This is a genomic window from Pararhodobacter sp. CCB-MM2, from assembly GCF_001691415.1.
Lineage (GTDB): Bacteria > Pseudomonadota > Alphaproteobacteria > Rhodobacterales > Rhodobacteraceae > Pararhodobacter.
Window position 1 is genome coordinate 127,011 of the sequence record NZ_LRRR01000001.1, and the last position, 22,704, is coordinate 149,714.

Below are 22,704 nucleotides of genomic sequence, written 5' to 3' on the forward strand. Positions count from 1 at the left end.
ATGGATCAAAGGCTGTCATCATGCCCGGATCGGCCGCGCATGGCAAAGCACGCCGTTGCGCGCGCCGAGGCCACGCGGAGGTGACCGCAGACCCCTTGACCTGCCGGGGCTTTCCTTGGACGTTGCGCGGGCCTCGCGCGGCGTGACCCGCGCCTTCCCAACCGGACGTCCTTCATGCCCGCCAGAACCCCGCCCTTCGCCGCCTTCGAATGGCAGATCGCCTGGGCCTATCTCCGCGCCCGCCGGGCCGAGGGGGGCGTCAGCGTGATGACGGTGATCTCGCTTGTGGGCGTGGCGCTGGCGGTCTTCGCGCTGATCGCGACCTTGGCCGTTCGCTCGGGCTTCCGGTCGGAATTCGTGGACACCGTGCTGGGTGCGAATGCCCATGCCACGGTCTACTACACGTCCTCGGTCACCTCGAACGGGGCCATGAGCCGCACGATCGAGGATTTCGACGCCGTTGCCGCCCGACTGGCCGAAGTGCCGGGCGTGACTTCGACCGCGCCGCTGATCAAGGGGCAGGTGATGGCCGCCAATCAGGGGCGCAACGCCGGGGTCGAGGTCTTCGGCATCCGCTATGACGACCTGCTGGCGATCCCGCGCATCGCCCATTCGGACCGCGCGCGGGGCGATATCACCCGGTTCGAAGAAGGCATCGCCATCGGCGAGGGCGTCGCGCGCGAGATTCAGGCGCAGGTCGGCGACCGGATCCGCATCATCTCGCCCGAGGGGGTGCAGACCGCCTTCGGCACCTCGCCGCGGATCAACACCTACGAGGTGGTCTATATCTTCAGCGCCGGGCGTTATGACATCGACCGCACACGGGTCTATCTGCCCTTCACCGAGGCGCAGTCCTTCTTCAACCGCGACGGGGTGGCCGACGAGATCGAGGTCATGCTGGAGGACCCCGAGAACGTGGACGCCATGACCTATCCGCTGCTGCGCGCGGGCGGTGAGCGCGCGATGATCTGGACTTGGCGCGACAGCGCGGGCAGCTTCCTGCGGGCCTTGGATATCGAGGACAATGTGATGTTCATCATCCTGTCGATCCTCGTGCTGATCGCGGCGATGAACATCATCTCGGGCCTGATCATGCTGGTGAAGAACAAGGGCCGCGACATCGGGATCCTGCGCACGATGGGGCTGTCCGAGGGCTCGATCCTGCGGGTGTTCTTCCTGTGCGGCAGCCTGATCGGCGTGGTCGGCACCGGGATCGGCGTGATCGCCGGCTGCCTGTTCGCGCTCTATATCGATCCGATTTTTGCCTTCGTGAACACCTTGTCCGGCGGCGGGGCCTGGGATGCCTCGGTCCGCGGGATCTATGCCCTGCCGGCCGAGCTGCGGCTCACGGATGTGCTGAAGGCCGTCGGCCTCTCGCTGGGCCTGTCCTTCATCGTCACCATCTTCCCGGCCCGTCGCGCGGCGCGGATGAACCCCGTCGAGGCGCTGCGCTATGAATGACCATTCCGAAACCGCGCTGCTGCTCGACGGTATCGTCAAGACCTATACCGGCGGCGTCTCCGGCCCCGTGGAGGTGCTGCGCGAGGCCTCGCTGACCCTGGGCCGGGGCGAGGTCGTGGCGCTGGTCGCCCCCTCGGGCGCCGGGAAATCGACGCTGCTGCATATCGCCGGGCTTCTCGATACCTGCGACAGCGGCCGCGTGGAGATCGACGGCATCGACATGAGCCGCCTCGGGGACAATGCCCGCACCACCGCGCGGCGACAGCAGGTCGGTTTCGTCTACCAGTTCCACCACCTGCTGCCGGAATTCACCGCGCTGGAGAACATCGTCTTGCCGCAGCTGGCCAATGGCATCGCCGCCAAAGCCGCGCGTGAGCGGGCACTGTCGCTTCTGGACAAGGTGGGGCTGTCGCACCGCGCCAGCCACCGTCCCGCGCAATTGTCGGGGGGCGAGCAGCAACGGGTGGCCTTCTGCCGGGCCATGGCCAATGCGCCGCGCATCCTTCTGGCGGACGAGCCGACGGGCAATCTGGACCCCGAGACCTCGGATCAGGTGTTCGGCGTGCTGATGGAGCTGGTGCGCGAGACGGGGCTCTCGGCCCTGATCGCGACGCATAATCTTGAGCTGGCTGCCCGAATGGACCGCATTCTGCGCCTCGATGCGGGCAGAATTGCCACGGCCTGAGGCGAAGCGCCGCGGTCGGCCTTGGAATGATTGACATTTGATGCCCGGAGACAGGAACTGACCGAGGACGCTGCCACGTCCTTGTTTTGAATCAGTTTCTACCGGGGGGTGGAATGAAGTCCTTTATCCGGGCCGCGTTTGCGGCCGCCTGTCTGCTGGCGCCTGTTTCCGCTCAGGCCGAGGCGATTGTCGCCCGTGTCAGCGTCTCGACCCAGACCATGCATGTCTATCTCGACGGCCAGCTGCGCTATGAATGGCCGGTCTCCACCGCGCGCGCCGGCAAGTACACGCCGCGCGGCGAATGGCAGCCGCAATGGCTGTCGCGCTGGCACCGCTCCAGCCTCTACAACAACGCGCCGATGTATTTCGCCATCTTCTATGACGGCGATTACGCGATCCATGCCACCGATGCCGTCAGCCGTCTGGGCCGTCCGGCCAGCGCGGGTTGCGTGCGGCTGCATCCGGACAATGCCTCGTTGCTGTTCGCGATGGTGCAGGAAGAGGGCATGGACAACATGCGCGTGGTCGTCGTCGACTGACGCCGCTGCCGCAAAGGCAACGCCGGATCTGGGGTCAGGTATTTTGGCCTACCCAAGGTCTGGCGGTTTGCCTATAGTCCCTGTGGATTTGTCGTCAGCCACCCCGATGGAGAGGTCATGCGCTGCCCGTTTTGCGGAAATGTCGATACCCAGGTCAAGGATTCCCGCCCGGCGGAGGATCACGTATCGATCCGCAGACGCCGCTTCTGCCCGGCCTGCGGCGGTCGTTTCACCACCTATGAGCGGGTTCAGCTGCGCGACCTCGTGGTGGTCAAATCCTCGGGCAAGCGCGAGCCGTTTGACCGCGACAAGATGGAACGCTCGATCCGGATCGCCATGCAGAAGCGCCCGATCGAGCCTGAGCGTATCGAGCAGCTGATCTCGGGCATTGTCCGGCGGCTGGAATCGATGGGCGACACGGATGTGCCCAGCCGGGTGATCGGCGAGATCGTCATGGAAACGCTGGCGCGGATCGATACCGTGGCCTATGTGCGTTTCGCCAGCGTCTACAAGAACTTCCAGGCCGCGGACGATTTCGACAAATTCGTCTCGGAGCTGCGGCCACCGATGCTGAACGACGAGTGAGCCGCGGGTCGGGCGCCGTCGATTTGAGTATTTGGAACAAGGTGAAAAGGGGGCGGGGGTGAGCGACACCGACCGTCGGTTCATGCGCCTTGCGCTGACGCTTGGCGCGCGGGGCTTGGGCAATGTCTGGCCCAATCCCGCCGTGGGCTGCGTGATAGTGCGCGACGGCATCGTCGTCGGGCGCGGCTGGACCCAGCCGGGCGGGCGGCCGCATGCCGAGGTCCGCGCGCTGGCGCAGGCGGGCGAGGCGGCGCGTGGGGCGACCGCCTATGTCACGCTGGAGCCCTGTGCCCATCACGGTCACACTCCGCCGTGTGCCGAGGCCTTGATCGCCGCCGGCGTGGCGCGGGTGGTGACGGCGCTGACGGACCCGGACCCGCGGGTCGCCGGGCGCGGTCACGCCATGCTGCGCGCTGCGGGGACTGCGGTCACCGGGGATATCGAGGCCGAGGCCGCGCGGCGGGTAAATGCGGGCTTCCTTGGCCGGATCACGCGGGGGCGGCCGCTGGTGACGCTGAAGCTGGCGCTGACGCTGGATGCGCGGATCGCCACCGCCACTGGCGAGAGCCGCTGGATCACCGGGCCCGAGGCGCGCCGGCGCGTCCATCTGATGCGCGCGCGGCATGATGCCGTGATGGTGGGCTCAGGCACTGCGCGGGCGGATGATCCTGACTTGCGGGTGCGGGAGCTGGGCGTGAGCCGGCAGCCGGTCCGCGTGGTGGCGGATTCTCGGCTGGGCGTCTCGCCCGAGGGCCGGCTGGGCAGGACCGCTCTGGAGACCCCGGTCTGGATGCTGCACGGCCCGCAGGCCTCGCCCTCGGCCCGCGTCGCCTGGAGCTCGACGGGTGCCGAGCTGATCGAATGCGCGACCGATCCGCTGGGCCGGATCGATATCGGCGACGCCTTGGGTCAGTTGGCGGCGCGCGGCCTGACGCGGGTGTTCTGCGAAGGCGGCGGCGGCTTGGCGGCCTCGCTGGTGCGGAGCGGGCTGGCGGACCGGCTGGCGGTGTTCTCGGCCGGGCGGTTGTTCGGGGCGGATGGTACGGCGGGGCTGGCGGCGATGGGCGTCACGCGGCTGGGCGCGCCGGACTGGCATCTCACGGGCGTCGAGCAACTGGGCGCCGATCTGCTGCACGAATGGCAGTACAGCCAAGGCGTCTGATCGAAAGATCGCATATTGCAACCGGAAGATGACGCTTTTATCACCACTTCGCAAAACGGCCCCTGTAGCCGCACACTTGTGCCATGATGCGACGACAGTCTGTTCCGGCTGGAGTTGAATTCCCCGTTTACCGATCCCAGATATACCGGTGAACGGGAGCCCTGGTGCCCAAGACCTTGCGCCAAATGGTGCGATGTCCACGGGATATGGTGTTGGCAGCAGGGCGCCGTAATTGAGTTGAGGTAGGTTATGACAAACCACACCACCGCCTATGCAGTGCTGCCGCTGCGTGACATGGTCGTCTTCCCGCACATGATCGTGCCGCTCTTCGTCGGTCGCGACAAATCCGTGCGGGCGCTTGAGACGGTCATGCGCGAGGACAAGCAGATCCTGCTGGTGACCCAGATCGACCATGCGGCCGAGGATCCCACGCCGGAAGGCATGTATCGCGTTGGCGTTCTCGCCACCGTGCTGCAGCTGCTGCGCCTGCCCGATGGCACCGTGAAGGTGCTCGTTGAGGGCAAGAGCCGCGTGCGCATCACCGAATTCGTCGAGAACGACCAGCATTTCGAGGCCGAGGCCGAATATCTCGTCGAGACCGAAGGCGACGAGGATGTCGTTGAGGCCCTGACCCGCTCGGTCAGCGACGACTTCGAACGCTATGCCAAGATCAAGCGCAACATCCCCGAGGAGGCGCTGAGCGCCATTGCCGATGCCGGTGAGCCCGCACGTCTGGCTGACCTTGCAGCGGGTCACCTCGGCGTCGAGGTGCCGCGCAAGCAGGAACTGCTTGAGACGCTCGACATCGCCGAGCGGCTGGAGAAGATCTATGGCCTGATGGAGGGCGAGATCTCGGTCCTGCAGGTCGAGCGCAAGATCAAGTCGCGCGTGAAGTCGCAGATGGAGCGCACCCAGCGCGAGTACTATCTGAATGAGCAGATGAAGGCCATTCAGAAGGAGCTGGGCGAAGGCGACGACGGCCAGAACGAGCTGGCCGAGCTGGAGCAGCGCATCGCGAACACCAAGTTCTCGAAGGAAGCGCGCGAGAAGGCCGAAGCCGAGCTGAAGAAGCTGAAGTCGATGAGCCCGATGTCGGCCGAGGCCACCGTCGTGCGCAATTATCTCGACTGGCTGCTTGCCCTGCCGTGGGGTGTGAAAAGCCGCGTGAAGAAGGATCTTCACCGCGCGCAGAAGATCCTCGACGAGGATCATTACAGCCTCGACAAGGTCAAGGAACGCATTGTCGAATACCTCGCGGTGCAATCGCGCTCGGCCAAGCTGAAGGGCCCGATCCTGTGCCTCGTCGGCCCTCCGGGTGTCGGCAAGACTTCGCTGGGGCGTTCGGTCGCCAAGGCTACGGGGCGCGAGTTCATCCGCATCTCGCTCGGCGGCGTGCGTGATGAGAGCGAGATCCGCGGCCACCGTCGGACCTATATCGGTTCGATGCCCGGCAAGATCATTCAGGCGCTGAAAAAGGCCAAGACCACCAACCCGCTGATCCTGCTCGATGAAATCGACAAGATGGGGCAGGATTTCCGCGGCGACCCGGCCTCGGCGATGCTGGAGGTCCTGGACCCGGAACAGAACGCGACCTTCGTCGACCACTATCTTGAGGTGGAATACGATCTGTCGGACGTGATGTTCCTGACCACGGCCAACAGCTACAACATGCCCGGGCCGCTTCTGGACCGGATGGAGATCATCCCGCTCGCCGGTTACACCGAGGACGAGAAGGCCGAGATTGCCCGCCGGCACCTGCTGCCGAAGGCGATCAAGAACCACGGGCTCAAGAAGAACGAGCTCGAGGTTTCGGATGACGCGCTGACGGCAGTCCTGCGGCACTACACCCGCGAGGCCGGCGTGCGGAACTTCGAGCGTGAGCTGTCGAAGATCGCCCGCAAGGCGGTGACCAAGATCGTCCGCCGCGAGGAGACGAAGGTCGAAGTCACGGCCGAGAACCTGGACGACTTCCTCGGCGTGCCGCGGCACCGCTATGGCCTAGCCGAGAAGGAAGATCAGGTCGGCGTGGTGACGGGTCTTGCCTGGACGCAGGTCGGCGGCGATCTGTTGCAGATCGAGGCGCTGAAACTGCCGGGCAAGGGTCGCATGAAGACCACCGGCAAGCTCGGCGACGTGATGAAGGAATCGATCGACGCGGCGTCGAGCTATGTGCGCTCGATCAGCCCGCAGATCGGCGTGAAGCCGCCCGCCTTCGAGACGATGGACATCCACGTCCACGTTCCCGATGGCGCGACGCCTAAGGACGGCCCCTCGGCGGGTCTGGCCATGGTCACGGCGATCGTCTCGGTGCTGACCGGCATTCCGGTGCGCAAGGATATCGCCATGACCGGCGAAGTGACTTTGCGCGGCAATGCCTCGGCCATCGGTGGCCTGAAGGAGAAGCTGCTGGCGGCCCTGCGCGGCGGCATCACCAAGGTGCTGATCCCGGTCGAGAACGCCAAGGATCTGCCCGAGATCCCGGACAACGTGAAAGCGGGTCTGGAGATCGTGCCGGTGAGCCATGTGCGCGAGGTGCTGGAGCATGCTCTGGTGCGTCAGCCGGTGGCCATCGATTGGGACGCCGCGGCGGAAGAGGCGGCGCTGCTGGCGCGGCTCAACCGCTCAGAGCCCGGGTCGTCGGCCACCGCGCATTGAGCGCAGGCTTGCAGAAATGATCGAACCCGCCCTCCCAAGGGGCGGGTTTTTTCGTGCCGGGGCAGGGGTTTGGCAGGCTTTCCAGTGCGAGCGCAAAAAACCTGTCATTTTCTGTGCGCGGCCTCTTGAGCCCGGCTGCGCGACTCGGTATAGACCGCGCCACGGGGGGCGATTAGCTCAGCGGTAGAGCGCTTCGTTCACATCGAAGATGTCAGCGGTTCAAATCCGTTATCGCCCACCATCCAGTTTCCGAAAAGCCGAGGCCCCGCGCCTCGGCTTTTTGCTATGCCCCTGACGCTGCGTCGTCCTGCCTTTCGCTTGTTCCGCCTGACCACCGCCGCTACCCCTGTGTCATCCCTCGGAGGAGGGGAGGCGAAGGGGGGATGCCATGACGGATCAATTGCTGCCCGAGGGGCTGGTCGACTTCCTGCTGTTCGACTGGCTGGGCCTCGACGAGGTTCTCGCCCGGCCCGAGCATGCCGATCTGGACCGCGTGGCCGTCGGAGCCTTCCTGTCGCTCGCCGACCGCATGGCGAAGGAGCATTTCCTGCCGCATTACAAGACCGCCGACCGCGAGGAGCCCTACCTCACGCAGGACGGCGAGGTGCGCGCGCTGCAGGCCATCGCCCCCGCGCTGAAGGCCCATGCCGAGGCAGGGTTCGTCGCCGCTCCCTTCCCGGAGAAGCTGGGTGGGCTTGGTCTGCCGGAACTTGTGCAGCTCGCGGCTTCGGGCAGTTTCATGGCCGCCAATGTCGCCAGCGCCGGCTATCCTATGCTGACCCTCGGCAATGCCCGCCTGATGGCGCGCTACGGCACCGAGGCGCAGATCGCGGCCTTTGTGCCCAAGCAATTGGACGGCACGGCCTGCGGGACCATGTGCCTGTCCGAGCCTCAGGCGGGCTCTTCGCTGGCTGATGTGCGCACGCGGGCCGAGCCCGAGGGCGAGGATGATCTCGGCGCGCGCTACCGGCTCACGGGCACGAAGATGTGGATCTCGGGCGGCGATCATGACCTGAGCGAGACGATCCACCATCTGGTGCTGGCGAAGATCCCCGGTCCGGATGGCAAACTGCCCGAGGGGACGCGCGGCCTGTCGCTGTTCGTCGTGCCGAAGCATCTGCCGGGCGGCGAGCGCAATGACATCGCGGTGGCGGGCCTCAACCACAAGATGGGCTATCGCGGCACGACGAATTGCCTGCTGAATTTCGGCGAGGGCACGCGGTTCGCGCCGGGCGGCAAGGCCGGTGCTGTCGGCTGGCTCGTCGGCGAGGCGGGGCAGGGGCTGGCGATCATGTTCCACATGATGAACGAGGCTCGGATCGGGGTGGGCCTCGGCGCGGCGGCTTTGGCGATGCGCTCGCATGCGGTGAGCGTCGAGTATGCGCGCACCCGTCTGCAGGGGCGCAGCGATCCCAAGGGCGCGCCGGTGCCGATTGCAGCGCATGCCGATGTCGCGCGGATGCTGACCCGGCAGAAGGCGCTGGCCGAGGGCGCGCTGTCGCTGATCCTGTTCTGCGCCCGGCTGGTCGATGATCGCAATTCTGCGCCGACGCCCGAGGCCCGCCGCGCCGCCGATGCGCTGCTGGGTCTGCTGACCCCGGCGGCGAAGACATGGAGCTCGGAGCAGGGGCTTGAGGCCTGCGCAATCGGCATTCAGGTGCATGGCGGCTATGGCTATACCCGCGATTTCGACGTGGAGCAGCTGTATCGCGACCAGCGGCTGAACCCGATCCATGAGGGGACGACGGGGATTCAGGGGATCGACTTCCTCGGGCGCAAGCTGATGAAGGAGCAGGGCGCGGGGCTGGATCAGCTCGATGCGCGGATCGCGGCGACCGTCGCCGCGGCAGGCGAGCTGGCACCCGAAGCCGCGCTGCTTCAGGCCGCATGGGCCCGGTTCGGCGAGGTCCGCACTGCGCTACCTCAGATCGCGCGGGGGAATTGGCAGGGGGTGGCGACGGATCTGCTCGACGGGTTCGGGCAGGTGCTGGTCGGATGGATGCTGCTTGATCAGGCCTTGAAGGCGGATCCCACGACCGAGTTCGGACAGGAACGCCGCACCCTCGCGCGCTTCTTCCTCGGTTCGGAATTGCCGCGCGCTGAGCGGGCCTTCGCGCTGGCCCTCAGCGCGCCGGTGCCCGTTCTGGCTTTCTGAATAGGCGCAGGGCGGCGGGTGCCTCAGCCCGCCGCCCTGCCTCTCGAGCCGGTGTCAGCCGCCGTAGCCCAGCAATCGGGGTACGAAGAGCACGAAATCTGGCGAGAAGGTGATGAACAGCAGCGACGCGATCAGGATCAGGATGAAGGGCGTCAGGTCCTTGATGATCGGCACCAAGGGCTGCTTGGTGATCGAAGCCACGATGAACAGCAGCAAGCCATAGGGCGGCGTGATCAGCCCCAGCATCGCGTTCACCACCAGCACCACCCCGAAATGCACGAGGTCGATGCCCAAGGCCTGCGCCGCCGGGATCAGGATCGGCACGACGATCAGCAAGAGCGCGCCCGCCTCCAGCACGCAGCCAAGGATCAGGAACAGCACGTTCACCGCAATGAGGAAGCTCACGGCCGAGAGGTTCATCCCGTCCAGAACCGCCGCCACCGTGTCCGGCACGTTCTCGCGGGTGATGACGTAGTTGAAGGCCATGGCCCCGGCGATCAGGATGCCGACCGAGGCGGTCGAGCGCGCCGAGCCGAGCAGCGCCTGATAGAAGGCGCGGGCCGAGACCGAGCGGTACAGCACCACCGAGATCACCAGCGCATAGGCGGCGGCGACGGCGGCGGCCTCGGTCGGGGTCATCACCCCGCCATAGATCCCGCCGAGCAGGATCACCGGCAGCATCAGCGCCGGGATCGCCTGCCAGGTGATCTTGGGCAACTCGCGCAGCGGGATAGAATTGTCCGTCGGGAAGCCGCGCTTGCGGGCCATCACAGCGTTGGTCACGCCCATCATCAGCGCCATGAACAGGCCCGGCAGGATGCCGGCGGCGAAGAGGTAGCCGACCGATTGCTCGGAGACGAGGGCATAGAGCACCATCGGAATCGAGGGCGGGATGATCGGGCCCACCGTGGCGGTCGCGGCAGTGATCGCGGCGGCATAGGAGGGGGTGTATTTCCCGTCCTTGGTCATCATGGTGATGATGATCTTGCCCATGCCCACGGCATCCGCCACGGCCGAGCCGGACATGCCCGAGAAGATCACCGAGGACACGACGTTCACATGCCCGAGCCCGCCCTTGAAGCGCCCGACGAGGGCCTGGGCGAAGCGCAAGAGCCGGTCGGCCAGCGAGCCGATATTCATGATGTCGGCGGCAAGGATGAAGAGCGGCACGGCCAGCAGCGTGTAGCCGTTGAACAGGCCCTGCAGCATGGTCTCGGCGGCGATGGAGGGGTCGAGGCCCTTGGCCAACAGGTAGACGAACGAGCCCGCCAGCATCGAGACGCCGATCGACTGGCCCATGATCGCCAGCGCGACGATCAGCACCATGGAGAGGGTGAAGGGATCAATCATAATCATGGCCCTCGGGGTGGCTCGGGGTCTGGTAGCGGCCGCCCTTGCCGGTGATCGCACCGACGACATTCAGCAGCGAGCGGACGATCACCGCGCCCGCGAAGGCCATGTAGATGGCGAAGACATAGTTGAAGCGGATGCGCAGCGCGGGCGTGCGCTCGCGGAACATGAATTCCACGTAGTCCCAGCATTTCGGCAGCGTCCACAACAGGATGGCAGCCACGGTCAGCCCGGTCAGCACGTCGAAGACGCGGCGGACGCCCAGCGGCAGCATGTTGTAGACGATGTCCAGCCGGATGATGTCGGCATCGCGCACCACGAAGGCATAGCCGAACAGGATTCCCCAGAGCCAGGCGATGGAGACGAATTCGACCGTCCAGTTGGTCCAGCTCACCGGCAGGGCCAGCAGGTAGCGGAAGGTGATCTGCAGAAGGAAGGTCAGAAACATTCCCAACAGCAGCAGCGCGATGAAATTCTCGGCGCGACGCTGCAACCATCCAAGGATGGGGGCAAGGCTGGACATGACAGGGGCTTTCGGCTGCGAAGGGGTGGCAGCGCCCCGCCGAAGGGGGCGCCGCCCAGGTTGGGCTTACTGGCCGACGGCGTTGATGGCCTCGACCAGACCGTCCGGCCAGGCGGCCGAATAGTCCGAATTGCCGTACATCTCGACCGCATGCGCCTGGAAGGCGGCGAGGTCGGGGGTGTAGATGTCGATGGTGCCCTGCGCTTCGAACTGGGCGCGGATCTCGTTCTCCAGACGCAGGGTCTCGGCGTCGATGGCGGCCTCGAAGCGGTCGGCGCACATCTGCACGCGCTCTTGCTGCTCGCCGGTCATGCTGTCCCATTTGGACTGCGAGATGACGAATTCATTGGCCGCAATCAGGTGGTTGGTCAGCGCGATGTGGTTGATCAACTCGTTGAAATGCATGGCGTTGGTGGCCGGGAAGCCATTGTCCTGCGCGTCGATCGCACCGGTTTGCAGGGCGGTGTAAACCTCGGTGAAGGGCACCGGCACCGGGTTTGCGCCCATCGCCTGACCGACGAATTGCCAGCCTTCACCGCCCGGCATGCGCAGGCGCAGGCCCGACAGCTCGGCCGGGGTCATCAGGCGGGTGTCGCCGATGTAGGACAGGTGGCGCGCGCCGATATAGGGGAAGGCGAGGAAGTGCACGCCGGTCTCGGCGGCGGTCTCGTTCAGTAGGTCATCCAGCACGTCCGAGTTATAGACCGCGCGCATGTGCTCGTAGTCGCGGAACAGGAACGGCATGCCGAGGATGCCGACCGCCGGCACCTGGTTCTGGAAGTCGAAGATGGCGAGGTTGGCCATATCGAGGTTGCCGCGCTGCATGGCGGTCAGCTCGGTCCCTTGGGCGACCAGAGTGGCGCCGTGATAGGGCTGGAAGTTGAACTCGTCACCGAGGCAATCGCCAAATTCCGTGTGCAGCAGCTGCGAGCGCACGTCTGTTTCCGGCACGGTGTCCGAATAGATCAGGTCGACGGTCGCTTGCGCGGCGCCGGCACCAAGGGTCAGGGCGATCAGGCTGGTCGCCAGAGTGGTCTTGAAGGTCAAACGCATGTGCTCCTCCCATCTGCGTTCAGGACCCGGCCGAGGCCGGGGTATCAGGTGAAACTGTCGAAGGTTGTCCGCATCCGTTGGGGATCCGGGGTCAGTCCGGTGAAATGCTCGAAGGCGACGACGGCTTGGAACACCGCCATGCCCGAGCCGTCGATCGTGGGGCAGCCCTTGGCGCGGGCGCCGGCCAGAAACGCTGTTTCCAGCGGGAAATAGACGATGTCGGCGACCCAATGGCGCGGCTCGACCAGCGTCATGTCGAGCGGTGTGCCCGGCAGCTTGGCCATGCCCATGGGGGTCGCGTTGACGACACCGTCCGCCGCCGCGCAAGCGACACGCAGATCGCCGGCGACCCGCGCGCGTCCGGCCCCGAGGCGGGCGTTCAGGCTGTCCACCAAGGCTTCGGCACTGGTGGTGTCGGTGTCATGCACGAAGAGGATCTGCGTGCCGGCGTCCAGCAGCGCATTGGCTACCGCGCCACCCGCGCCACCGGCGCCGATCAGCAGCACCGCGCCGAAGGGCAGGGTGCCGATGCCGGCAAGAAACGCGCGCTGAAAGCCCGCGTAATCGGTGTTGTAGGCCGTCCGACCCTGATCGCCGAAGACGATCGTGTTGGTGGCCCCGACGGCTGCCGCGCTGGCGTCGATCCGGTCGACATGCGCCAAGGCCTGCCGCTTGAACGGGAAGGTGACGTTGACGCCCGCCAGCCCGCGCGCCTGCGCATCGTCGAGCAAAGCCTTGATCGAGGGGCTGTCGGGCAGGGTGTCGGTGTCGATCAGCTCGTAGCGGTAATCGAGGCCGAGCGCGCGCCCTTCCTCCATATGCATCCGCGGGGTCCGGGAGGCGGCGATGCCCGCACCGATCAGCCCCACGCGCACCACGTCGCGGGGTTGGTCCCCCGGCACGCTCGCGGCCTGCGTCTGATGCGCCTCTGCACTCATTCGGATCGATTCCCCCCGTTCCTCCCGATAAAAATGTCCGTTCAGGTTAATTGTGTCAACGGGAATGTTCGGATAGGTTAAATACGGGACGAGGAGAGGAGGCCGAATCCGATGGGCGAGGGAGTGATTGCCGGGCGTCAGACCTGGAAGCAGAACCCTGAGGGCGTGCGGCGCGCGATCCTTGAGGCGGCGACGGCCGAATTCGCCAACAAGGGCTATGCCTCGACCCGGGTCGAGGACATCGCGCAGCTGACGGCGACGTCCAAGCGCATGATTTATTACTACTTCTCCGACAAGACGCGGCTCTACCAAGAGGTGCTGGAAGCGGCCTATGCGCGGGTTCGCGCCGGGGAAGAGGCGCTGGACCTCGACCATCTGCCGCCAGCCGAGGCCCTGCGCGCGCTGGTCGAATTCACCTTCGACCACCACCGCTCGAACCCGGATTTCATCCGCTTGGTGATGATCGAGAACGTACACAAGGCGGAGAACCTGCGCGCCTCGGGGCTGATCAGCCGGGTAAACGCGGGCGCCATCTCCAAGCTGGACCGCATTTGTGCGCGGGGCGTGGCAGAAGGCCTGTTCCGTGAGGATGTGACACCTCTGGAGCTGCATTGGCACATCTCGGCGCTGTCGTTCTTCAACGTCTCGAACCGGCCCAGCTTCAGCGAGAGTTTCGGCGACGCGCTGTTTGGCGACGCGGGCCAGCAGCGTCTGCGGGCCCAGTCCGTCGATGCCGTCCTGCGTTTCATGCGGCGCGATGACGCCGCCCCGATCATGACACCGACGTCAAAGGAGACCCCGATGGTCGATCCCGAACTGCAGCCCTTCCTGAAGGTCTGGAACGCGAAATGGGCGGTTCTGCCGCCGGGCACCAGCCCCGCCGACCGCCGCAAACGCTTCGAGGTGATCGCGGCCGAGATGCGTCTGCCGACGCCGGAAGCCGTGGATTGCTCGGCCGAGCATTGGATCGACAGCAGCGCCGGCCCGGTCCGGGTGCGGGTGTTCCGTCATCGCGACGGCGGGGTGCAGCCTTGCCTGATCTACATGCATGGCGGCGCCTGGATGCAGGGCTCGCCCGAGACGCATTGGGACATCACTGCCCGGATCGCCGACTGGAACCGGCAAACGGTGATCAGCGTCGATTACGCCCTCGCGCCTGAGCGGCCGTTCCCGGCAGCGGCGGATCAATGCCTTGCGGTGGCGCATTGGGCCAAGGCGCAGGCCATAGAGCTGGGGATCGACCCCGCGCGCATCGCCGTGGGCGGGGACAGTGCGGGCGGCAACCTTGCGGCGGTCTTGGCGCAGGACCTGCGGGGCAGCGACGTGACGGTGACGGCGCAGCTGTTGATCTACCCGGCCTGTGATTTCGACCAGTCGCGGCCCAGCTATATCGAGAATGCCGAGGCGCCGCTGTTGCAGGTGAAGGGCATGGATACGGTCAACGCGATGTATTCGCCCGACGTGACGCAATTGCGCAGCAACCCCCGGATCGCGCCCTTGGTGGCTGACAGCCTCGCCGATCTGCCGCCGGCCTTCGTCGCCGTGGCGCAGAATGATCCGCTGCGCGACAGTGGGCTCGCCTATGCCGAGGCGCTTAGGGCGGCGGGCGTGCCGGTGACCCTCGATCAGGGCGAGGGGCTGATCCACGGCTATCTGCGGGCGATGGATTATTGCACCGCCAGCCGGGTGCGGCTGAAGCAGATGGCGGATTGGCTCAAGGCACAGGGCTGAGCCTTTGCGAAAGTCGGTGACGGGCAGGGTGGTCGTGCCGCCTTGCCCTTGCCGTTTGCGGTGATAGCCTCGGATCCCCGGCACTGGACCGGGGGCCGGTCGGCAGGAGGAATGGCGATGGTGGTGATCTACGGTGTGTTGCGTTCCCGAGTGACCCGGCCCGTTTGGCTGATGCGTGAACTGGGCCAGCCGTTCGAGCTGGTGCCGGTGATGCAGGCCTACCGGCTGGAACACCCGCAAGCCGCGGATGCGCCGTTCAACACGGCCTCGCCCGATTTCCTGACGCTGAACCCGGCCGGGCAGATCCCGGTGATGGTCGACGGTGATCTGGTCCTGACCGAGTCGATGGCGATCCCTTTCTATCTGGCGAAGAAATTCGGCGGCCCGCTGGCCCCGGCCTCGGCTGAGGAAGAGGCAGAGGCGCTGCAATGGGCCTTCGCCGCGATCACCGGGATCGAGGGGCCGGCGCTGGACATGCTGCAGGTGATCCAGTTCAAGCGCACCGACACCGAGGAAGGGCAGGCGGTGCTGGCCAAGGCACAGCAGCAGCTGGCGCGCCCGCTCTCGCGCCTTGAGGGGCATCTGGCCGAGCATGACTTCCTCGTCGGTGATCGCTTCACGGTGGCGGATATCCTGATGGCCGAGTGCGTGCGCTATGTTCAGGCCCATGCCCCGGCGATGGAGCCCTATCCGGCGATCCGCACGTGGCTCGGTCGTTGTCAGTCGCGCCCGGCCTTCCGCGACATGATGGAAGAGCGCGCAGCAGAGCCCCTGTAAGCGCCCGTCCGTCGGGCAAACGGGCAACGCCCCGGCCACCTTCCGCCCCCTGTATCTTGCGTCTGACCGGCGCGGGTGGTCTATTGGCGGGCAATTCCAAGACCAAGAGTCGAGCAGCAGCATGACCGATTTCCTCTCCGGCCAGCCCGAGACCTATGACGCCTCTTCAATCGAGGTGCTCGAGGGGCTCGAGCCCGTCCGCAAACGCCCCGGTATGTATATCGGCGGCACGGATGAGCGCGCGCTGCACCATCTGGTGGCCGAGATCCTTGATAACTCGATGGACGAAGCCGTCGCCGGCCATGCCAACCGGATCGAGGTCGAGCTGCTGGCGGATTACTCGGTCACCATCCGCGACAACGGTCGCGGCATGCCCTTTGATCCGCACCCGAAGTTCCCCGGCAAATCGGCGCTGGAGGTGATCCTCTGCACGCTGCACGCGGGCGGGAAATTCTCGGGCAAGGCCTATGAGACCTCGGGCGGTCTGCATGGGGTGGGCGCCTCGGTCGTCAACGCGCTGTCGGATTCGATGGTGGTGCAGGTGGCCCGCGACCGCAAGCTGGTCGAACAACGCTTCTCGCGCGGGATCCCGCTGGGCCCGGTGATGGAGATCGGCGCCGCCCCCAATCGTCGCGGCACCACCACGACCTTCCATGCCGATGAGCAGATTTTCGGCTCACACCGCTTCCGGCCCTCGCGGCTGCTGAAGATGGTGCGCTCGAAGGCCTATCTGTTCTCGGGCGTCGAGATCCGCTGGAAATCCGCGATCGAGGATGGCGACACGCCGATGGAAGCGGTGTTCCACTTCCCCGGCGGTCTGGCCGATTACCTGAACGAGCAGCTTGGCAAGGACGCGACCTATGCCGACAAGCCCTTCGCCGGGAAGGTGAATTTCCAGGAGAAATTCGGTGTGCCGGGCTCGGTCGAATGGGCGATCAACTGGACGCCCGCGCGCGACGGCTTCGTGCAGTCCTATTGTAACACCGTCCCCACGCCCGAGGGCGGCACGCATGAGGCGGGCTTCTGGGCCGCCGTGCTGAAGGGTATCCGCGCCTATGGCGAGCTGATCAACAACCGCAAGGCCAAGGACATCACCCGCGAGGATATGGCCGCGGGCGGTTGCGCGCTGATCTCGGTCTTCATCCGCGAGCCGGAATTCGTGGGCCAGACCAAGGACCGTCTGGCCACGACCGAGGCTGCGCGTCTGGTCGAAAACGCGGTGCGGGACCATTTCGACAACTGGCTGGCCTCGGACCCGAAATCGGCGGGGGCGATCCTCGACTTCCTGATCCTGCGTGCCGAAGAGCGGATGCGTCGCCGGCAGGAGAAGGAGACCCAGCGCAAGACGGCAACGAAGAAGCTGCGTCTGCCGGGCAAGCTGGTCGATTGTTCAGCGGTCAACCGCTCGGGCACCGAATTGTTCATCGTCGAAGGGGATTCGGCGGGTGGCTCCGCCAAGATGGCGCGGGACCGCAAGACGCAGGCGCTGTTGCCGCTGAAGGGCAAGATCCTGAACGTGCTGGGCGCGGCTTCGGGCAAGCTGGGTCAGAACCAGGAGATCAACGATCTCTGTCAGGCGCTTGGCGTTCAGATGGGCTCGAAATTCCGCATCGACGATCTGCGCTATGACAAGATCATCATCATGACCGATGCCGATGTCGACGGCGCGCATATCGCTTCGTTGCTGATGACGTTGTTCTTCACGCAGATGCGGCCGATGATCGATCAGGGACATCTTTATCTGGCCTGTCCGCCGCTGTTCCGCCTGACGCAGGGCGCGAAGCGGGTCTATTGCCTCGACGAGGCCGAGAAGGACCTGTGGCTGGCCAAGGGGCTGGGCGGCAAGGGCAAGATCGATGTGTCCCGCTTCAAGGGTCTGGGCGAGATGGATGCGAAGGACCTGAAGGACACGACGATGGATCCCAACCAGCGCAAGCTGATCCGGGTGTCGATCGACGAGGATGTGCCGGGCGAGACCGGCGATCTGGTCGAGCGCCTGATGGGCAAGAAGCCCGAGCTGCGCTTCCAGTATATCAGCGAGAATGCGCGTTTCGTGGAAGACGTGGACGTCTGAGGCGGGGCGCGACGGTGGGGTGAAACCCCACCCTACAGAGGGCGCGTAGGGCGGGGTTTCACCCCGCCTTTCCTTTGGATTTTCCCGACATCGTATCGAGATTCCACACGATTTGTTAAGGGTCTGCCCGCAGGATTCGCCCATCGCCCCGGGGGAAACCATGCGCCATCTCGCTTTGATCGCCAGCCTAACCGCCACCTCTGCTGCCACGCCTGTCGCCGCCGACGCTTGCGGGGATCATTTCCGCAATGCCATGACCGCGGCGGTCCCGGTCGACCAATGGCTCACCGAGACAGAGGATCTGCTCTACACCGGTCTTGGCTGGGTGACGCGCAGCGCGGTCTGGGACCGGCTGGAGGCGCGTCGCGCCTCGACCAACGCCTGTCAGGAGCTGCAGATCATCCGCAATGAGCTGGATCTGGTCCACCGCCGCATTGCGGAGGCCGATCGCGGCTTCCGGTTGGCGACGGCATTCTGCTGGGGCGTCAACCGTGAGCGGGCGCAGCGCAACCTTCTGGCGCTTGAAGATTCCAGTACCATGGCACGCGATGTCGAAGGCTACCTCGCCTCACTGGAAGAGCGCTGCGGTCAGTGACTCCGCGCGAGTTGATGCGAGGCAGTTGACGGACGGGGTCCGCTTAGGCAGGCTCAGGGCATGCGTATTGTAACCGTGACCCTCCCGCTTCTCGCCGGTAGCTACCTCGCCGGCTGCGTCGAAACCTCGGCCTCGCAGGGCGACATGGCCCTTGTGGACATGGCCAATCCCGCCTCGGTCTATTGCGCCGAACAGGGCGGGGAGAGCGTGATCCGCGACACGCCCGAGGGGCAGGTCGGCGAGTGTCATCTGCCGGACGGGCAGGTGGTCGACGAATGGGAGTATTACCGCGCCAACCCCCCGGGCTGACGCGGCATCATTTAGCGGGTCAGATCGCGCGGGGCACGAGCGTCCGCCCGACCGGCCACAGGGCGAAACCCGCCAGTTTCAGATGCGCCCAGGCAAAGGGCAGGCCGATGATGGTGATCGCGTTGGCAATCGCGGCCAGCACGTGACCCAAGGCCAGCCACCAGCCCGCCAGCACCAGCCATAGCAGGTTGCCCAGCGTTCCCAGCGCGCCGGTGCCGATGTCCGGCCCGGTGATCTCGGCCCGGTCGGCGGCCTGCATGCCGAACGGCATCATTGAATAGCCCGCCATCACCACGGCCGAGCGTGCCCACGGCAGGCCCACGATGCTGATCGCCATGATCAATGCCGCGATCAGCCAGCCCACGGCCATCCAGGCGCCGCCCAACACGATCCACAACACGTTCAGGATCAAATTCATCGAGGTCTCCGTTCTCCAACATGAATGTTACGACTATTTACATGGCGCTTCGAACGGCGGTTTCAAGGGGCGCAAGGCAATCCTCTTGACCGCGTATCAAGGGCGGGATAGCCCCGCGCGCATGGCACCTGCACCCCTTCTCCAGCTCTCTGGCATTTCCCTCACCTACGGGGGCAATCCGCTGTTTTCCGACCTTGATATGGTGATCCAGCCCGGCGACCGGCTGGCGCTGGTGGGCCGCAATGGCTCGGGCAAGTCGACGCTGATGAAAATCATGGCGGGCATGGTCGAGGCCGACAAGGGCAGCCGCATCCTGACGCCGGGCACGACCGTCGGCTACATGGAGCAGGAACCCGATTTCACCGGCTTCGCGACCCTTGGCGATTTCGCCATGTCACAGCTGGACCCGTCCGAGGCCTACAAGGTCGAGATCGCGGCAGAAGGGCTGGGCTTCGATCCCGCCGTCGCCATTGAGACCGCCTCTGGCGGCGAGCGTCGCCGCGCCGCGCTGGCCAAGTTGTTGGCCGAGGCGCCGGAGCTGATGCTGCTCGATGAGCCGACCAACCACCTGGATATCCAGGCGATCCAATGGCTGGAACAGCGCCTGAAAGAGACCCGCGCGGGCTTCGTGATGATCTCGCACGACCGGGCGTTCCTCAATGCGCTAAGCCGGGCGATGCTCTGGGTCGACCGGGGGCAGGTGCGCCGGCTCGATCAGAATTTCGCGGCCTTCGAGGATTGGCGCGACAAGACCTGGTCCGAGGAGGATGAGGCGCGTCACAAGCTGGATCGCAAGATCAAGCACGAGGCAAAATGGGCGGTCGAGGGCATCTCGGCCCGCCGCAAGCGCAACATGGGCCGTGTCCGCGCGCTGCAGGATTTGAAGGCCGAGCGTGCCTCGCAGATCCGCCGTCAGGGCACCGCCGCGATGGCGCTGGAATCGAGCACGACTTCGGGCAAACTGGTGGTCGAGGCCGAGAAGATCACCAAGAGCTTCGATGGCCGTCCGATCCTGCGCGAGTTCAGCCTGAAGGTGCTGCGCGGGGATCGCGTGGCCTTCGTCGGTCCGAACGGCGCGGGCAAGACGACGCTTTTGAAGATCCTCACCGGTGAGATGGCGCCGGATACGGGCTCGATCCGCATGGGGACCAATCTGGAGATGGCGGTGTTCGACCAGACCCGCGCGCGCCTCGATGGCAATGCGACGCTGTGGGAGAACATGACCGGCGACCCGCTGATGCGGGTGAGTGGCACCTCGGATCAGGTGATGGTGCGCGGGACGCCCAAGCATGTCGTGGCCTATCTCAAGGACTTCCTGTTCGAGGAGCAACAGGCCCGGGCCGCCGTGCGCAGCCTCTCGGGCGGGGAACGGGCGCGGCTGCTCTTGGCCAAGATCATGGCGCATGAATCGAACCTGCTGGTCCTCGACGAACCGACCAACGATCTGGATGTCGAGACGCTGGATCTGCTGCAGGACATCCTTGGGGAGTATCCGGGCACGGTGCTGCTGGTCAGCCACGACCGGGATTTCATCGACCGCGTGGCAACGACAACGCTGGCTTTCGAGGGCGAGGGCCGCGTGACCGCCTACGCCGGCGGCTGGACGGATTACCAGACGCAGAAGGCTCTGTCCGAAACGGGAGAGAAGCCCGCGGACAAGGCCAAGGCGCCGGTGAAGGCGGAGGCTCCGAAGCCTGCGGCGAAACCGGTGGCGAAGCCTTCGGGTCTCAGCTTCACCGAGAAGAAGCGGCTCGATGCCCTGCCGGCCGAGATTTCTCGGCTTGAGGCCGAGATCGGCAAGCTGTCCGAGCTGTTGTCCGACGCCGACCTCTATACCCGTGAGCCGGTCAAAGCCGCGAAGGCCACCGAGATGCTGGAGCAGCGGCAATCGGCGCTGGCTGCGGCCGAAGAGGAATGGCTGGAGCTTGAGGAAAAGGCCGGCGGTTAAGCCCGCGCGGCGGCTGCGCGCCGTTTGCGCCGCCGTTGGATCAGCATCCAGCCCAGCCCGATCGTGACCACCAGCGAACCGGCCAGACCCAAGGCGTTGGTCAGCATCTCGCTGGCTTGCGACAGCTGTCCGCCCGCCATGTAGCCAAGGCCCACATAGGTCACGACCCAGACAATCTCGCCGGCGATGCCCATCACGGTGAAGGTGAGCCAGGTCATGCCGGCGGCCCCGGCGATCAGGTTCACATAAGGCCCCAGCACGCTGAACATCCAGCGTGAGAAGAAGACCGCGACACCGCCGCCCTTGTGGACCGAGGCGCGCGCGCGCTCCAGCACCGAGGCGCGGGTGCGTGAGCGGATCAGCCACCCCTCGGCGCGCTGAAACCCGACCCTGCCCAGTTGATAGCCCGTCTGGTCGCCCAGCACCGCGCCGATCAGGGCCCCGGCAGCGGCAGGGATCAGCTCCATGTCGCCGGTCGCGGCAAAGGCGCCGGCCGAGAGCATCATCATCGACGACGGCACCGGGATGGCGAGGCAGGACAGGAAGGTCACGATCGTCAGCGCCCAGGCGCCCCAATCAGAGACCAGCGAGAGGACATAATCGCTCATGGTTGCGTTTCGAGCTGCGGCTGCTCGGCGCGCCATTCGGTGATGCCGGTCTCGATCCGGGTGATCAGCGTGGCCAGCGGGATGCCCTGATCTTCGGCGATCTTCTCGAGGTTCCGGCGCGGCCGCCCCTCAGGATCGACGCCGGCGATCTGCATCATCGCCTCGCGCGGCACGTCCCAGGACCGGCCGACATAGCCCAAAGGCATCCACCCTTCGAGCGCCTGATCCTGATGCGCGGGATCGGACCAGTAGAAGGCACCCAGCGCCAGCTTCACCCCGAAGAACAGGGTCAGAAGCAGGGCTGCCACGAAGCCACCGCGCAGAAGCCATCGGGTGATCGGAGACGAGGAGGCGGGCATGCGGGCTCCGGCATTGCGGGTGGGTGTTGACTGCAGCCTATGCCGCCGCCCGTTGTGGGGAAAGGGCCTGCGCCAATGTTACACGCTCTGACAAGTTGCTGATCAGGCCCGATGAATGTTTACAGACACGCCGCGGGAGGGCAGGATCAGCCTTGATCCGGGGCAATTGAGCCTGGGCGTAACCTTCTGCAAGCCGGTATTGACCGGACCACCAAGGGGGAGCGTCTTTCGGGGGGACCGGATAATCGATTTTGAACACATGGAGATCACGATGCTGAAGCAATTGAAGATCGCTTTCGCCGCTGCTCTGGCCGTTGCCGGGGTGTCCGCAGTCAGCGCCGGGCAGGCCGATGCCCAGAACTACAACCTGCGCCCGTCCTACGGCTCGATCACGCTGAACGCGGGCTTCCTGCCGGATCCCCGCTCGCGCACGCTGCGGGCTGGTGGTGACTCGCATTTCGGTGGCGGCGGCGGTTGCCCCGGTGGTGGCTGGTTCGCCAACGCGCCGGATTGGCGTCTGCATTACCGCGCCGGCGGCTACCCGCTGACCATCTACGCCAGCGCACCGGGCGACACGATGCTGTTGGTCAATGACCCCTCGGGGCAGTGGTTCTGCAACGATGACTTCAACGGTCTGGACCCGCTGATCCGCTTCTCGAACCCGCGTTCGGGCCAGTATGACATCTGGGCGGGCACCTATAACCGCTCGCGCGTCCACAACACGACGATCTTCATCAGCGAGCGCTGAACACCCAGCGGCGAAACAGCCGAGTGTGAGA

The 22,704-nt window shown here is 65.7% G+C and carries 21 protein-coding genes and 1 tRNA gene; 15 read left to right on the plus strand and 7 right to left on the minus strand.

Annotated features, from left to right (window positions below; translation table 11 throughout):
• The first annotated feature begins 174 nt into the window (after positions 1-174).
• The 8 genes from BCY78_RS00595 to BCY78_RS00630 all read left to right on the plus strand — a co-directional run bounded on the left by BCY78_RS00595 (position 175) and on the right by BCY78_RS00630 (position 9,242).
• Positions 175-1,461, plus strand: a complete 1,287-nt coding sequence (locus tag BCY78_RS00595) for a lipoprotein-releasing ABC transporter permease subunit (RefSeq protein WP_068296357.1) — start codon at positions 175-177, stop codon at positions 1,459-1,461.
• A complete protein-coding gene (locus tag BCY78_RS00600) occupies positions 1,454-2,146 on the plus strand; it encodes an ABC transporter ATP-binding protein (RefSeq protein ID WP_068296360.1) in 693 nt (230 codons plus the stop codon). Before BCY78_RS00595 ends, BCY78_RS00600 begins: the two co-directional genes overlap by 8 nt.
• Positions 2,147-2,259: 113 nt before the next feature.
• Positions 2,260-2,685, plus strand: a complete 426-nt coding sequence (locus BCY78_RS00605; RefSeq protein ID WP_068296363.1) for a L,D-transpeptidase — start codon at positions 2,260-2,262, stop codon at positions 2,683-2,685.
• A gap of 117 nt (positions 2,686-2,802) precedes the next feature.
• A complete protein-coding gene (nrdR, locus tag BCY78_RS00610) occupies positions 2,803-3,270 on the plus strand; it encodes a transcriptional regulator NrdR (RefSeq protein WP_068296366.1) in 468 nt (155 codons plus the stop codon).
• Positions 3,271-3,328: 58 nt separating this feature from the next.
• Positions 3,329-4,432: a bifunctional diaminohydroxyphosphoribosylaminopyrimidine deaminase/5-amino-6-(5-phosphoribosylamino)uracil reductase RibD gene (ribD, locus tag BCY78_RS00615; RefSeq protein ID WP_255402781.1), complete on the plus strand. Its 1,104-nt coding sequence runs from the start codon at positions 3,329-3,331 to the stop codon at positions 4,430-4,432.
• Positions 4,433-4,681: 249 nt separating this feature from the next.
• The gene (gene lon, locus BCY78_RS00620; protein WP_068296369.1) at positions 4,682-7,087 is read left to right on the plus strand and encodes an endopeptidase La; all 2,406 of its coding nucleotides are present in this window, start codon (positions 4,682-4,684) and stop codon (positions 7,085-7,087) included.
• Between the two features lie 166 nt (positions 7,088-7,253).
• Positions 7,254-7,328, plus strand: a tRNA-Val gene (locus BCY78_RS00625).
• Between the two features lie 147 nt (positions 7,329-7,475).
• A complete protein-coding gene (locus BCY78_RS00630; protein ID WP_068296372.1) occupies positions 7,476-9,242 on the plus strand; it encodes an acyl-CoA dehydrogenase in 1,767 nt (588 codons plus the stop codon).
• Positions 9,243-9,296: 54 nt separating this feature from the next.
• Here the strand turns inward: BCY78_RS00630 and BCY78_RS00635 are convergent, their stop codons facing one another.
• The 4 genes from BCY78_RS00635 to BCY78_RS00650 form a co-directional block, all read right to left on the minus strand.
• Positions 9,297-10,592, minus strand: a complete 1,296-nt coding sequence (locus BCY78_RS00635) for a TRAP transporter large permease (RefSeq protein ID WP_083194737.1) — start codon at positions 10,590-10,592, stop codon at positions 9,297-9,299.
• Positions 10,585-11,115 (minus strand): TRAP transporter small permease, encoded by a 531-nt coding sequence (locus tag BCY78_RS00640; protein ID WP_068296377.1) that lies wholly within the window; start codon positions 11,113-11,115, stop codon positions 10,585-10,587. Before BCY78_RS00640 ends, BCY78_RS00635 begins: the two co-directional genes overlap by 8 nt.
• A 66-nt stretch (positions 11,116-11,181) precedes the next feature.
• Positions 11,182-12,168, minus strand: a complete 987-nt coding sequence (gene dctP / locus BCY78_RS00645) for a TRAP transporter substrate-binding protein DctP (RefSeq protein ID WP_068296380.1) — start codon at positions 12,166-12,168, stop codon at positions 11,182-11,184.
• Positions 12,169-12,212: 44 nt separating this feature from the next.
• Positions 12,213-13,106 (minus strand): shikimate dehydrogenase, encoded by an 894-nt coding sequence (locus BCY78_RS00650; protein ID WP_083194738.1) that lies wholly within the window; start codon positions 13,104-13,106, stop codon positions 12,213-12,215.
• A 111-nt stretch (positions 13,107-13,217) separates the two neighbouring features.
• On the opposite strand from BCY78_RS00650, the gene BCY78_RS24490 reads away from it, so the two are divergent.
• From BCY78_RS24490 to BCY78_RS00675, 5 genes are all read left to right on the plus strand, one after another.
• Positions 13,218-14,837: an alpha/beta hydrolase fold domain-containing protein gene (locus BCY78_RS24490; protein ID WP_083194739.1), complete on the plus strand. Its 1,620-nt coding sequence runs from the start codon at positions 13,218-13,220 to the stop codon at positions 14,835-14,837.
• Positions 14,838-14,954: 117 nt separating this feature from the next.
• The gene (locus BCY78_RS00660) at positions 14,955-15,614 is read left to right on the plus strand and encodes a glutathione S-transferase family protein (protein ID WP_068297601.1); all 660 of its coding nucleotides are present in this window, start codon (positions 14,955-14,957) and stop codon (positions 15,612-15,614) included.
• Between the two features lie 121 nt (positions 15,615-15,735).
• The gene (parE, locus tag BCY78_RS00665) at positions 15,736-17,688 is read left to right on the plus strand and encodes a DNA topoisomerase IV subunit B (RefSeq protein WP_068296383.1); all 1,953 of its coding nucleotides are present in this window, start codon (positions 15,736-15,738) and stop codon (positions 17,686-17,688) included.
• A 160-nt stretch (positions 17,689-17,848) separates the two neighbouring features.
• Positions 17,849-18,283 (plus strand): hypothetical protein, encoded by a 435-nt coding sequence (locus BCY78_RS00670; RefSeq protein ID WP_068296386.1) that lies wholly within the window; start codon positions 17,849-17,851, stop codon positions 18,281-18,283.
• Between the two features lie 60 nt (positions 18,284-18,343).
• Positions 18,344-18,592, plus strand: coding sequence for a DUF333 domain-containing protein (locus BCY78_RS00675; protein ID WP_068296388.1), 249 nt, complete (start codon positions 18,344-18,346; stop codon positions 18,590-18,592).
• A 19-nt stretch (positions 18,593-18,611) separates the two neighbouring features.
• Here the strand turns inward: BCY78_RS00675 and BCY78_RS00680 are convergent, their stop codons facing one another.
• On the minus strand, positions 18,612-19,010 hold the full coding sequence (locus tag BCY78_RS00680; protein WP_068296391.1) for a YccF domain-containing protein: 399 nt from the start codon (positions 19,008-19,010) through the stop codon (positions 18,612-18,614).
• A gap of 121 nt (positions 19,011-19,131) precedes the next feature.
• Here BCY78_RS00680 and BCY78_RS00685 point away from each other — a divergent pair, with 121 nt between their 5' ends.
• Entirely contained in the window at positions 19,132-20,958 is a 1,827-nt protein-coding gene (locus BCY78_RS00685; RefSeq protein WP_068296393.1) for an ABC-F family ATP-binding cassette domain-containing protein, read from the plus strand.
• Here the strand turns inward: BCY78_RS00685 and BCY78_RS00690 are convergent.
• Positions 20,955-21,566: a DedA family protein gene (locus BCY78_RS00690; RefSeq protein ID WP_068296396.1), complete on the minus strand. Its 612-nt coding sequence runs from the start codon at positions 21,564-21,566 to the stop codon at positions 20,955-20,957. The two genes, BCY78_RS00685 and BCY78_RS00690, sit on opposite strands and share 4 nt — an antisense overlap.
• Complete coding sequence (locus tag BCY78_RS00695) at positions 21,563-21,925, minus strand: hypothetical protein (RefSeq protein WP_068296398.1); 363 nt, start codon at positions 21,923-21,925, stop codon at positions 21,563-21,565. Before BCY78_RS00695 ends, BCY78_RS00690 begins: the two co-directional genes overlap by 4 nt.
• Before the next feature lie 271 nt (positions 21,926-22,196).
• Between BCY78_RS00695 and BCY78_RS00700 the strand changes: the two genes are divergently transcribed.
• On the plus strand, positions 22,197-22,673 hold the full coding sequence (locus BCY78_RS00700) for a hypothetical protein (protein ID WP_068297602.1): 477 nt from the start codon (positions 22,197-22,199) through the stop codon (positions 22,671-22,673).
• The last annotated feature ends 31 nt before the right edge of the window (positions 22,674-22,704 follow it).

What these genes read in the sequence shown, in the direction of transcription:
- BCY78_RS00595 (WP_068296357.1), top strand. Translation starts at nt 175, where the DNA reads ATGCCCGCCAGAACCCCGCCCTTCGCCGCCTTCGAATGGCAGATCGCC.
- BCY78_RS00600 (WP_068296360.1), top strand. Translation starts at nt 1,454, where the DNA reads ATGAATGACCATTCCGAAACCGCGCTGCTGCTCGACGGTATCGTCAAG.
- BCY78_RS00605 (WP_068296363.1), top strand. Translation starts at nt 2,260, where the DNA reads ATGAAGTCCTTTATCCGGGCCGCGTTTGCGGCCGCCTGTCTGCTGGCG.
- nrdR (WP_068296366.1), top strand. Translation starts at nt 2,803, where the DNA reads ATGCGCTGCCCGTTTTGCGGAAATGTCGATACCCAGGTCAAGGATTCC.
- lon (WP_068296369.1), top strand. Translation starts at nt 4,682, where the DNA reads ATGACAAACCACACCACCGCCTATGCAGTGCTGCCGCTGCGTGACATG.
- BCY78_RS00630 (WP_068296372.1), top strand. Translation starts at nt 7,476, where the DNA reads ATGACGGATCAATTGCTGCCCGAGGGGCTGGTCGACTTCCTGCTGTTC.
- BCY78_RS00635 (WP_083194737.1), bottom strand. Translation starts at nt 10,592, where the DNA reads ATGATTGATCCCTTCACCCTCTCCATGGTGCTGATCGTCGCGCTGGCG.
- BCY78_RS00640 (WP_068296377.1), bottom strand. Translation starts at nt 11,115, where the DNA reads ATGTCCAGCCTTGCCCCCATCCTTGGATGGTTGCAGCGTCGCGCCGAG.
- dctP (WP_068296380.1), bottom strand. Translation starts at nt 12,168, where the DNA reads ATGCGTTTGACCTTCAAGACCACTCTGGCGACCAGCCTGATCGCCCTG.
- BCY78_RS00650 (WP_083194738.1), bottom strand. Translation starts at nt 13,106, where the DNA reads ATGAGTGCAGAGGCGCATCAGACGCAGGCCGCGAGCGTGCCGGGGGAC.
- BCY78_RS24490 (WP_083194739.1), top strand. Translation starts at nt 13,218, where the DNA reads ATGGGCGAGGGAGTGATTGCCGGGCGTCAGACCTGGAAGCAGAACCCT.
- BCY78_RS00660 (WP_068297601.1), top strand. Translation starts at nt 14,955, where the DNA reads ATGGTGGTGATCTACGGTGTGTTGCGTTCCCGAGTGACCCGGCCCGTT.
- parE (WP_068296383.1), top strand. Translation starts at nt 15,736, where the DNA reads ATGACCGATTTCCTCTCCGGCCAGCCCGAGACCTATGACGCCTCTTCA.
- BCY78_RS00670 (WP_068296386.1), top strand. Translation starts at nt 17,849, where the DNA reads ATGCGCCATCTCGCTTTGATCGCCAGCCTAACCGCCACCTCTGCTGCC.
- BCY78_RS00675 (WP_068296388.1), top strand. Translation starts at nt 18,344, where the DNA reads ATGCGTATTGTAACCGTGACCCTCCCGCTTCTCGCCGGTAGCTACCTC.
- BCY78_RS00680 (WP_068296391.1), bottom strand. Translation starts at nt 19,010, where the DNA reads ATGAATTTGATCCTGAACGTGTTGTGGATCGTGTTGGGCGGCGCCTGG.
- BCY78_RS00685 (WP_068296393.1), top strand. Translation starts at nt 19,132, where the DNA reads ATGGCACCTGCACCCCTTCTCCAGCTCTCTGGCATTTCCCTCACCTAC.
- BCY78_RS00690 (WP_068296396.1), bottom strand. Translation starts at nt 21,566, where the DNA reads ATGAGCGATTATGTCCTCTCGCTGGTCTCTGATTGGGGCGCCTGGGCG.
- BCY78_RS00695 (WP_068296398.1), bottom strand. Translation starts at nt 21,925, where the DNA reads ATGCCCGCCTCCTCGTCTCCGATCACCCGATGGCTTCTGCGCGGTGGC.
- BCY78_RS00700 (WP_068297602.1), top strand. Translation starts at nt 22,197, where the DNA reads ATGCTGAAGCAATTGAAGATCGCTTTCGCCGCTGCTCTGGCCGTTGCC.